This is a genomic window from Buttiauxella sp., assembly GCF_049686335.1.
Classification (GTDB): Bacteria; Pseudomonadota; Gammaproteobacteria; order Enterobacterales; family Enterobacteriaceae; genus Buttiauxella.
In genome coordinates this window covers 179019-189724 of the sequence record NZ_JBAVHX010000015.1, presented here as the reverse complement: position 1 = coordinate 189724, position 10706 = coordinate 179019, and the positions used below count along the sequence as shown (strand labels likewise).

Sequence of the window (10706 nt, the reverse complement as noted above, 5' to 3'; positions counted from 1 at the left end):
ATCTAATCAATGATTTGAAACATAGTGATTTGACTACAATAAAGAAAAAATACTCACTAGCTTTAAATGAGTATGCTAAAAATGATTCAACTGATGATACTGATTTATTCTTTAATTCGATTGGAATCGTAGACGCTGTCCAAAATAGCAAAGTGGAAGCAAACCCTAAATGGGATGATTTTAAATTGCTAACCTATCAGAAAAACAGAATTTTCTGTCTTGGTGTTGGTGTTGGTGGGGCTAGTAGAAATTCACCAATTCAATTTTTCAATTCTGAAGGTGATTTCATATTTGCATGGAACCCTTTCTTCGCCATGATTGACGGAAAAATGACGCTGGTTCGTTAAATAATAAAATTCCTACTAACTATAGATAAGGGTATTTATGCCACTTGCCGCCAAACTTAACGATCAAGGCACCGAGCACGACGGTTTTCATTCCACGCCGATCACCGCGGGATCGCCAACGGTATGTTTCGATGGTCTACCAGCTGCTCGTCTGGGTGATCCATTAGTTGAACACAGTAAGCCCCCACATCATCCTCGAGTTATCTCCAGCGGCTGGGAAACCGTTTTTATTGATGGAGCCCCTGCGACCAGAACTGGCGACAGTATTAGCTGCGGTGGAATTGTGATTGGTAGTGGAACAGTACATATTGGCTAAACAAAAAAGCACTGGGGATTTAATCAACCCAGTGCTTTTTTAAGTTTTCCAGCCCGTCTTAGCGACGTTCCAGAACCTCAAAACAATAACCGTGCGAGTTATTCTCGTCAGCGTCATGGAATTCGCTGAACGTTGATTGCCACTCGTCAGGGTCGTAATCCGGGAAATGCGTGTCGCCTTCCACTTCTGCATCAATGTGCGTCAGGTACAGACGCTGTGCTTTTGGCAGGAACTGTTCGTAAACACGTCCGCCACCAATCACCATAATTTCTTCCGCATCGCCACAGGCTTTGATGGCATCTTCAACAGACGACACCCACTCAACGCGGTCATCGGTGCCAGGCTTGCTGCTAATGACGATATTCTTGCGTCCTGGAAGCGGTCGGCCGATGGATTCCCAGGTTAAACGCCCCATAACAACAGGTTTATTCAGAGTGTTACGTTTAAACCATGCCAGATCGGCAGGCAAGTCCCAGGGCATGGCGTTTTCCATGCCAATTACACGATCTACCGCTAATGCAGCAATCAGACTGATCATTCTATTAACCCAAGGGTGGTGAAAAAATTGCCGCCACTATACGGAAAGCGCATTCTTTCGTCGACTATCCACAAGCCTGTCCGTAAGAATATTTTTGTTCTGCGACTGTAAACGTGTCACGTAATGCTTCCTGATACAGCAGGAACAACGAGTTAGCTTGAAAGCGCCAGTAACAATGTAAAAAATTCTTAACTACGACGGGCGGTCCACTATAAGTTTACGCAATAGCTACGGTATAGTTCACCTTTCTTTATCTTTATGCCGGATAACCCCATGTTGGAAACCACTCTTTTTGTCGCCACCATAGCCACTCTGGGGATGCTCTCCCCCGGGCCTGACTTCTTTCTGGTCATTAAGAATGCCGCTCGCTATCCGCGCGCCACAGCAATGATGACCTCTCTTGGAGTGATTAGCGGTGTCGCGACCCACATGGCTTATTGTGTGGCTGGTCTGGCAGTACTGATTACCACTACGCCATGGTTGTTCGGTTTCCTTAAATACGCCGGTGCCGCATATCTGATTTGGGTTGGCGTTCACGCGCTGCTTGCCCGGGGTAGCAGTAAGATGGATGTCAGCAATATTGAACACCAACAAACCACATTGAAAAAAGCCTTCCTGCAGGGCTATTTATGTAACTTGTTGAACCCGAAGGCGACGCTATTCTTCCTTTCCGTATTCACTCAGGTATTGAGCGTCAATTCCGGCACGATGGAAAAACTCTGGTACGCAGGGGTGATTCTGATGCTGTCCGTCGTCTGGTGGCCACTTTTAGTGGTATTGATTCAGAGCGAACCGGTGCGTCGCGGCCTTGCCAAAGCACAGAAGATTGTTGATAAGTTGCTGGGTGGGATGTTGATTGCGCTTGGGATTAAAGTCGCCTTGAGTTGAGTTAAGAATCGGTGGATGGCGCTTGCGCTTATCCACCCTACAACAGCATTCCGTAGGTCGGATAAGCGTTAGCGTCATCCGACACAGTCTTTAGCTACTCCGGTTTCACAGGTGGCTCATCAGCCATTTTCCCCGAATGAATCCCTTCGTCTGTGCCCTGCCAGCCATGCCGCTGAATCACGTTGAGATGTGCACGGTCTTCGTTAATCACCTCGGTCAGCATGGCGCTGGTGCGTTTGAGTACATCGGCACGGGCTGACCAGTCTGGAGCTGGCACCATCTCTTCCACCATTTGCATATTGAAACGGCGGAAATGATCGGCTCTTTCTCGCGCCTCGTAACTCCCCACGCCCAGCCCTTCAAGCGCTCTGCGCCCCACTTTAAGCGCCCCTTCAAATGTCTCACGCTCAGGGTTTTCGACCCCAAGCTGGCGCAGACGAATAAAGTGGTCAAGATCACGGGCACGCGCAATCACTTTCAAATGCGGGAAATGCTCTTTCACCAGTTCCGCTAACTGCATATTGGCATCAGGATCGTCGATAGCATTGATCAGCACTTCTGCTTTTGCAGCACCCGCAGACTCCAGTAAATCCACGCGCGTCGCATCGCCATAAAACACTTTAGTGCCAAACTTTCGCAGTGTTTCGATATGGTCTGGGTCGTGATCGAGAACCACCATTTTCACACCGCTGGTCAGCAGCAAACGGCCGGCGATTTGCCCAAAACGACCAAAGCCTGCGACGATGACTCGCGGTTGCTCTTCGTCGATTTCATCGGCTTCCTGCGCCTGCTCTTTGCCTGATTTCTCGAGACGATTGAGCAACACCAGCAACAGAGGCGTGGCCGCCATCGACAGTGCGACGGCAAGCGTGAGGGATTTGGCCCAGCTGTCATCCAGTACTTCCGCCATTCTCGCGGTGCCAAAAATCACGAAGGCAAATTCACTTCCCTGCCCCAGCAAGACGGCAAACCAGCGCCGCTGTTTGCGCGGTACGTTAAGGGGTTTTGCCACAATCCAAAGCGTAATGATTTTGATCGCCAGGAAACCGAACAGCAGCATGATGATGCGTAACGGGTTATCCAGCAGCGTCCCAAAATCTATCGACATCCCCACACCGATGAAAAACAGCCCAAGTAGCAATCCCTTGAACGGTTCGATATCGCTCTCCAGCGCATGGCGATACTCGGAGCTTGCCAGTAAAACACCTGCAAGAAATGCCCCCATCGCCATGGAAAGCCCTGCTTCCTCGAGCAATAAACCAAATCCAAATACCATAAACAGCGCCATGGCACTGAACACTTCCCGTAGGCCAGATCGCGCGACAAACCGCAGTACCGGGCGCGTAACATAACGGCCTAACAATACGACTATCGCCAGCGCCCCCACCACTTTGAGCGCCGATATTGAAAACGCGGCAAAGGTGGTAGTGGTGCCACTGCTGGCTAATAAGGGGATCATTGCCACCAGCGGAATGGCGGCAATATCCTGAAAGAGCAGCACCGCAAAGGCACTGCGCCCCATTTGCGAAACCGTCAGGTTGCGCTCGTTCATCGCCTGCATGGCGATTGCGGTGGAAGAGAGTGCCAGCGTCAGGCCGATTAACACCGCCACTTGCCAGCGTAATCCCAGGAACATGCAGAACAAACCGAGCAGCAATCCGCACGCCACCATTTGCAACATGCCCCCGCCAAATACCGACGCACGTAGCGTCCATAAGCGTTGCGGATCCAGCTCCAGGCCGATGACGAAGAGCATCAACACCACGCCGATCTCTGCAAAGTGCAGAATAGTTTCGGCATCGGTCACCAGCCGCAATCCCCACGGCCCGATAATGCAGCCCGCAATCAGGTAGCCCAGTACCGATCCCAACCCAAGGCGCACCGCGATAGGCACAATGATTGCCGCGGAGCCGAGATAAATCAGTGCCTGAATCATGCTGTGGCTATCCATGGTTCGCCTCCTGCCAGTCGAGCAAGCGTTGCTTGTACATTTCGGCTTGTACCTCGAGGGTATTTTCGTCGCAGACAAATGTGTAGTGGATAGTGAAATGCGGCAGCCAGTTCATACCGCAATACAGCGCGGTGGCTTGCAATGGCTGGCCGAGAACATCAAAGCCGGGATGGTCACCGAGTTCAAAGTGGTTGTCACCGCCACCCGTGGTGACTGCCCACATCACGTTTTTGCCGCGTAAAGCCTTACCACCGTGGCCATATGCCCAACCGTGAGCCAGCACTTTATCAATCCAAAGCTTCATTAATGGCGGCGTGCTGTACCACTGCATCGGATGCTGCCAGATAACCAAGTCGGCGCGGCTTAAGGCTTCTTGCTCCGCAGCAATATCAATATTGAAATCGGGGTATAACTCATAAAGAGAGCGCACTTCCACATCGGGTAAAAGTGAGGCCTGCTCTATCATTCTTCGGTTTGCATGGGAGTGATGGGGGTACGGATGTGCATATATAATCAGGATCATGTCGTTCTCATGTACCGTTAACTCTGCGTGTAAGCATAAGTCATTGTATCTGAAAACGACATTTCCTCATTGTGGCTGTATGTGCCTGATTGATTTATCTGGGCTAATTCAGGGCGCCAAACCTGTTATGCGCGATGTGGGTTTTCGGCACCGACAACCCCCTGCGTGTCGCTAACCGACAAGTCGCATTTTTTCGGCAAGAAGAAGGTGATGGTTCCGGCGATAAGCAACGAACCCGCCAGCGCACACACCGCAACGTTCTGTCCGTACAGGTAGATCATCACGCCCACCAGATAAGGGCCGCAAAATCCGCCAAGATTCCCCAGACCGTTAATCACACCACGCGCGCTACCTGCAACTTCAGGAGCGGCAATACGCCCCGGAATTGACCAGAATGGGCTGGTTGCCGACTTGAGGAAGAATCCGCAGACCACCAGCGCAATATACGCCGCCACGACATGATCTCGCAGGAGCACCGAAGCCACCAACGCCGCAGCGAAGCTATACAGTGAGAAGCGCACCCACAGACGACGTTTACCGCTCTTGTCGCTGAACAGCGAGATAACGTAGATACCGGCAAGTGTCGCAATGAAAGGTAAAATCGCCAGCACCCCAACGTTCGCCATCGTGGCGCCGGTCAGATTTTTGAGAATGGTCGGCAGCCAAAGGGTGTAGCCGTAATCGCCAGTCTGATAAAAGAAGTTGAGGACAACTAATTTCATCAGCCCAGGGTTGCGAAACACATCTCTAATCGGCGCATGACTGACAGGAGCTTCGGCTTCTCTCGCCAGGCGTTCGCGGGTTAGCGTTGTCAGCAAGTATTCCCGCTCGCGTGGCGGTAACCAACGCGCCTCTTCGGGACGATCGCTTATCACAAACCACCAGATTGCCAATACCACCAGCGAAAGCAGCCCTTCGATGATAAACAGCCAGCGCCAGTCAAAGGCGGTGATAATCCAACCGGAGACAGGAGCCGTCAGCATGCCCCCTAATGGCGCAAACATCATCACAAAGGCATTGGCTCGCCCTAACTCTTTTTCCGGGAACCAATTGCTTACCATCGTCAGCACGACAGGCAACATCCCCCCTTCGGAGACGCCGAGAATAAAGCGCAAAGCCAGCAGTTGATATTCATGCGTGACGAATCCGGTCGCCACCGAAACAATCGCCCAGGCAGCTAAAGACCAGGCAATAAAACGTTTCCCACTGCCATTGACGGCAATTTTCCCACCGGGGATTTGCAGGAATAAATAACCGATGAAGAATATACCGCTGGCAACGCCTGCCATCTGGCTGGTAATACCTAAATCAGCTTCCATTCCACCAGGCAGAGCAAAACTAATATTCACTCGATCCATAAAAGAGATAATACAAGCAATCAATATCGGCGCAATAATACGCAGCCAGCGTGTACCGGGTATTTTATCGTTCATATACGGTTCTCACTCAGACAGAGGATTTATTTTAGGCACAGAGGTTATTATTTTTATTTACAAACAAGAGATAATTTAATCAATCGCATTAGGTAAAGTAACGCCATCAAAATAAGCAGCAACATTATTGAAAACCACGTCGCTCATTTTCTGGCGGGTTTCATGCGTTGCGCTGGCGACGTGCGGTTGCAAAATAACATTATCGAGCGCGATTAATTCGGCGGGAACATGGGGTTCGTCTTCATAAACGTCTAAACCCGCCCCGGCAATAACATGGTTTTGTAACGCGCGAATCAATGCCTTTTCATCAACCAGCGAACCACGCGCAACGTTAATTAACCAGGCATGTTTTGGCATAACATTGAGTACCGTCGCGTCAATCATGCCACGGTTGGCGGCACCACCAGATGCTGCAATGACCAGAAAATCGCTTTCATGCGCTAATGTGTGGAGATCGGCACACCACTGGTAATCCAGGTTATCAAGGCGTTTGTGGTCGGTGTAAAGCACCTGCATATCGAAGCCGCTGGCGCGACGAGCGATAGCCTGGCCAATGTTCCCCATCCCGAGAATGCCGATGCGTTTACCACTCACTTGAGTCGCCAGGGATGGCGCTGATGTCAGCCAGCGGCCTTCGCGTACGAACTTGTCTCCATGGCATAACTGACGAGCGCCAGCCAGCAATAAGCCCATCGCCAGGTCAGCCACATCATTGGTTAACACCCCGGACGTAATGGTGACCGCAATCTTGCGGGAGCGGGTATATTCCAGATCCACCCCATCAGTACCGACGCCAAAAATTGCCACCAGCCCGGCGTCGGGCAGTTGTTCCAGTACGGTGTTTTTCACACCAATATCGCCGCGGGTGACCACCGCCTGAATATTTGCCCCGATCTCGCGCAAGAACGCCGCCGGGTCCGCTTGTTCATACAGGCGATAAACGGTGTAAGCCGAAGAAAGTCTATCAAGCAGGCCATCAACAACCGGAGCGATTAACAGCACAGCACGAGGATTTGCAGTATTCATAGTTTTACCCGTTTGAAAGTTTCAGTACGTCAGTGATTCATATCAAACGGCTTTTTGGCGGGGTTTATTGCGATCCAGGTCACGCTGAATCGTGTTAACAATAGCTGTTACAGACTCCGTGATCGCTTAGGCACTTCTCTAGGTGGGAATGCGAAACAATCGACCTGTCAGCAACATCGAGGTAACAATCATTTCGCAGGGTTAAACGTCAGATGGTTTCTCCCATCGACAGTCGGTAATGCAAATCCACTTTTTCTATTGTGGGTATTCCTTTGATTTTCTTTATCAAAATCTCGGTCGCCACTTTCCCCATTTCGAAGCGGGGTGTCAGCACACTGGCCAATCTTGGGGTAATAATCTGCCCAATCTCAAGCCCATGAAAACCGGCGATGGCCATTTCCTGCGGGACTTTGATACCCGATGCGAGGCACTCCTGTAACACCCCGACCGCAAGATCATCATTGGTACACAAAATTCCATCCATCTCTTTATACATCTGGCGCGCCAGCGTCATCATGCCGTTACCAATTGAGACAGAAGACACTTTGTTTGGCGAAATCCGCCCGACAGAAAGATCCGCCGCTTCCATGGCTTTGCAGTAACCCGCATAGCGCTGCTCATCACGAATATCGGACATCGAACCGAAATAGACGATGTGCTTTTTGCCGCTGGCCAGCAGCATATTGGTCATGTCGAAACCCGCACGGAAGTTATCAAAACCGACGTTAATGCGTTCCGGGTTTTCAGTTAACCCCATAACTTCGGCAATGGGAATTTTGGCGGCTTTGAGATATTTCTCGGCTCGAAGGGTATGGACAGATTCCGTAAGCAGCAGGCCTTTGACGTTAAAAGCCAGCACGGTGGCGATTTGCTCTTCTTCCCGCAGGCTATCGTAATCGTAATTTACGACCAGTGTCTGGTAGCCCTGGGCAGTAGTCACTGACTCAATACCGGCCAGCACATCAGCAAAGATTTGATTATTAAAGGAGGGAACGAGAACACCAATACGTGGCGCGATATTACCGCTCACTACAGGGTTATCCGGATCCGGTTCATAACCCACTTCAGCAATTACGCTGGCGATACGCCCGGCGGTTTCAGGCTTCACCTTTTCCGGCGTCCGTAAATATCGGCTGACTGTCATTTTCGTTACACCCGCCAGTGCGGCGATATCATGTAACGTGATGCGTTGTACTTTCATTGTTGATGCCTGTCATAACAGCCATTCCATCCAGTCATTATGCCTGCTGAGAGTAAAAAAGAGAAACTTAGGCCATCGCGCAAGAACCAGGATTTCAGCCATTAACGCGGCTAATTCATGCCCTGTATCACGCTTAAAGTAACCTCTTTTCGTAACATGATTTGGGGTGATCTTCATCACAGTTTTAAGCTGATAAAAAACGTGTGATAGAAAGCACCAACACTTGCACAATGATTTGCCCTGTTAAGCAAATTAACGACGCAGTGAAAATTATCTTTCACCATTCTGGTGACAAGCAGTCATACAGGAAATAACCATGAACGATCTCTTTAGCTTAAAAGGCAAGCGTATTTTAATTACCGGCTCAGGACAGGGCATCGGTTATATTATGGCTCAGGGTCTTGCCCAATATGGCGCAGAGATCATTATCAATGATATTTCATCTGAACGAGCCGAACAGGCGGCAATGAAATTACGCGATGAGGGAGTTATTTCTCATACTGCTGTATTTAATGTTACCGACCCTCATTCTGTTGAACAGGCAATTGCCCAGATTGAAAATGATATCGGCCCGATAGACGTGTTATTCAATAATGCCGGCATTCAACGTCGCCATCCCTTTACTGAATTCCCGGTGGACGAATGGAATGATGTTATCGCGGTTAACCAGACTGCCGTGTTTTTAGTTTCGCAGGCGGTCGCCAAAAGAATGATGACGCGCAACGAGGGTAAAATCGTCAACATTTGCTCCATGCAAAGCGAACTGGGTCGCGACACCATTACGCCGTATGCTGCCGCCAAAGGTGCAGTAAAAATGCTGACACGCGGCATGTGCGTTGAGCTTGCGCGCTACAACATTCAGGTCAACGGTATCGCCCCGGGCTATTTCCAAACTGCCATGACGCAGACGCTGGTCGATGACAAAGCATTCACCGATTGGTTATGTAAACGCACACCAGCAGCACGTTGGGGTGATCCGCAAGAATTAGTGGGTGCGGCAGTATTCCTCTCTTCAAAAGCATCCAACTTTGTCAACGGGCACCTGCTGTTTGTCGATGGCGGGATGTTGGTCGCGGTGTGAATAAGGGGAAATCAGTCATGTCGGGGCAATGCGTAATTTTAATGGGCGTGTCGGGCACGGGTAAATCCACCGTTGGCGAGGCACTGGCCCGGGCGATGCAGGCAAAGTTTATTGATGGCGACGATCTGCATCCACGACAAAACATCAGCAAAATGGCATCGGGCCAGGCGCTGACCGATGACGACCGGCTTCCGTGGCTGGAGCGTATTTCGGATGTCATTTTTAGCATCGAACAAAAAAATGAATCCGGCGTGCTGGTCTGTTCCGCATTGAAAAAGCACTACCGCGATCGGCTGCGAGCCGGTAACAGCAACGTGCGTTTTGTCTGGCTGAAAGGCGATTATGAAGTTGTCCTCAACAGAATGCGCCAGCGCAAAGGTCACTTTATGCCTGAAGCGCTGCTACAAAGCCAGTTTGCGGCGCTGGAAACACCGGGACACGACGAACCCGATATTATCCCCGTCGATATTATCCCGACGGTGGATTTGATTGTTTCTCGTAGCCTTGCGTTACTTGCCAGCACCCATCCGGCTAATAATTAAGGATCAAAAATGATTATTGATACGTTATTGGACGGGGCTAAAAACCCACTTTACCCTGCCCTGATTCGCCACACGTTGCAGGCGATCCTGGATAAAAAACCGCATAGCCTGCCAACCGGGAAATATCCGATCCAGGGCGAGAGAGTCTTTTTCTCGGTCGTCGAAGGGGAAACGCGGCTACTTGAACAGCAGAAACCTGAGTTTCATCGCCAGTACATTGATATTCATATTGTGCTTGCTGGCGAAGAGGTGATCGGTGCGGGGGCGAAAGGGCTGGCGCTGGAAATGACCGGGCCATTTAATGACAAACAGGATGTTGGTTTTTGCCAGCACATCAGCAGCGAAACGCTGATTCATCTGCATCCGGAAGAGCTGGCGATTATCTTTCCCTACGAACTACACCGCCCAATGTGCACGCTAAGCCAACCCGCAGCCCTGCGCAAAATCATTGTGAAAATCGACAGCGCTTTACTGGTGTAAGCCAGTCAGGACTGGCAACAAAAAAGCCCCACGCATAAGCAGATGGGGCTTTTTTTGCATTAACCGGTCAGGATTAATTTTTTAGTTCACTCATAGATTTAACCTGGTCGCGGTTGATCTGTTCAGTCTGGCCGGTTTGAGCATTTTTGTATGACACCATTCCGGTATCGTCATCAACTTGTGGCTTGCCATCAGTCACAATGGTTTTGCCATCAGTGGTTTCCACTGACTGATTTGAAGTACAACCCGCAACAGACATCAGCGCAACGGCGGCCAGAATTGGAGTGATGATTGATTTATTAAGCATTATTTTCTCCCTGCGTTCAAAATTCGTTAGCAAGGTAATTATAGCCAGCGATTTACGCTTCGCTTTCAGAACC

The 10706-nt window shown here is 50.2% G+C and carries 12 protein-coding genes and 1 pseudogene; 6 read left to right on the top strand and 7 right to left on the bottom strand.

What is annotated here, in order from left to right; translation table 11 throughout:
• Both WBL83_RS13240 and WBL83_RS13235 read left to right on the top strand, forming a co-directional pair.
• A pseudogene (locus WBL83_RS13240) lies at positions 1-347 on the top strand (hypothetical protein); the annotation flags it as partial.
• A gap of 37 nt (positions 348-384) precedes the next feature.
• The gene (locus WBL83_RS13235; protein ID WP_424589586.1) at positions 385-663 is read left to right on the top strand and encodes a type VI secretion system PAAR protein; all 279 of its coding nucleotides are present in this window, start codon (positions 385-387) and stop codon (positions 661-663) included.
• A gap of 58 nt (positions 664-721) precedes the next feature.
• Here the strand turns inward: WBL83_RS13235 and folA are convergent, their stop codons facing one another.
• Positions 722-1201, bottom strand: a complete 480-nt coding sequence (folA, locus tag WBL83_RS13230) for a type 3 dihydrofolate reductase (protein ID WP_424589585.1) — start codon at positions 1199-1201, stop codon at positions 722-724.
• A gap of 273 nt (positions 1202-1474) precedes the next feature.
• Here folA and WBL83_RS13225 point away from each other — a divergent pair, with 273 nt between their 5' ends.
• Complete coding sequence (locus tag WBL83_RS13225) at positions 1475-2089, top strand: LysE family transporter (protein WP_424589584.1); 615 nt, start codon at positions 1475-1477, stop codon at positions 2087-2089.
• Between the two features lie 94 nt (positions 2090-2183).
• On the opposite strand, the gene kefC is transcribed toward WBL83_RS13225, so the two are convergent.
• The 5 genes from kefC to WBL83_RS13200 all read right to left on the bottom strand — a co-directional run bounded on the left by kefC (position 2184) and on the right by WBL83_RS13200 (position 8223).
• The gene (gene kefC / locus WBL83_RS13220; RefSeq protein WP_424589583.1) at positions 2184-4040 is read right to left on the bottom strand and encodes a glutathione-regulated potassium-efflux system protein KefC; all 1857 of its coding nucleotides are present in this window, start codon (positions 4038-4040) and stop codon (positions 2184-2186) included.
• Positions 4033-4563 (bottom strand): glutathione-regulated potassium-efflux system oxidoreductase KefF, encoded by a 531-nt coding sequence (gene kefF / locus WBL83_RS13215; RefSeq protein ID WP_424589582.1) that lies wholly within the window; start codon positions 4561-4563, stop codon positions 4033-4035. Before kefF ends, kefC begins: the two co-directional genes overlap by 8 nt.
• Before the next feature lie 125 nt (positions 4564-4688).
• Positions 4689-5996: an MFS transporter gene (locus WBL83_RS13210; RefSeq protein WP_424589581.1), complete on the bottom strand. Its 1308-nt coding sequence runs from the start codon at positions 5994-5996 to the stop codon at positions 4689-4691.
• Positions 5997-6071: 75 nt separating this feature from the next.
• On the bottom strand, positions 6072-7022 hold the full coding sequence (locus tag WBL83_RS13205) for a 2-hydroxyacid dehydrogenase (RefSeq protein WP_424589580.1): 951 nt from the start codon (positions 7020-7022) through the stop codon (positions 6072-6074).
• A gap of 208 nt (positions 7023-7230) precedes the next feature.
• Positions 7231-8223, bottom strand: a complete 993-nt coding sequence (locus tag WBL83_RS13200) for a LacI family DNA-binding transcriptional regulator (RefSeq protein ID WP_424589579.1) — start codon at positions 8221-8223, stop codon at positions 7231-7233.
• 316 nt (positions 8224-8539) lie between these two features.
• Here WBL83_RS13200 and idnO point away from each other — a divergent pair, with 316 nt between their 5' ends.
• From idnO to WBL83_RS13185, 3 genes are read left to right on the top strand one after another with little or no spacing between them, the layout of a single operon-like run.
• Positions 8540-9304 (top strand): gluconate 5-dehydrogenase, encoded by a 765-nt coding sequence (gene idnO, locus WBL83_RS13195; RefSeq protein ID WP_424589578.1) that lies wholly within the window; start codon positions 8540-8542, stop codon positions 9302-9304.
• A 17-nt stretch (positions 9305-9321) separates the two neighbouring features.
• A complete protein-coding gene (locus tag WBL83_RS13190; RefSeq protein WP_424589577.1) occupies positions 9322-9846 on the top strand; it encodes a gluconokinase in 525 nt (174 codons plus the stop codon).
• Positions 9847-9855: 9 nt separating this feature from the next.
• Positions 9856-10326 (top strand): YhcH/YjgK/YiaL family protein, encoded by a 471-nt coding sequence (locus tag WBL83_RS13185; protein WP_424589576.1) that lies wholly within the window; start codon positions 9856-9858, stop codon positions 10324-10326.
• A 73-nt stretch (positions 10327-10399) separates the two neighbouring features.
• On the opposite strand, the gene WBL83_RS13180 is transcribed toward WBL83_RS13185, so the two are convergent.
• A complete protein-coding gene (locus WBL83_RS13180) occupies positions 10400-10633 on the bottom strand; it encodes a YgdI/YgdR family lipoprotein (RefSeq protein WP_424589575.1) in 234 nt (77 codons plus the stop codon).
• Positions 10634-10706: the final 73 nt, after the last annotated feature.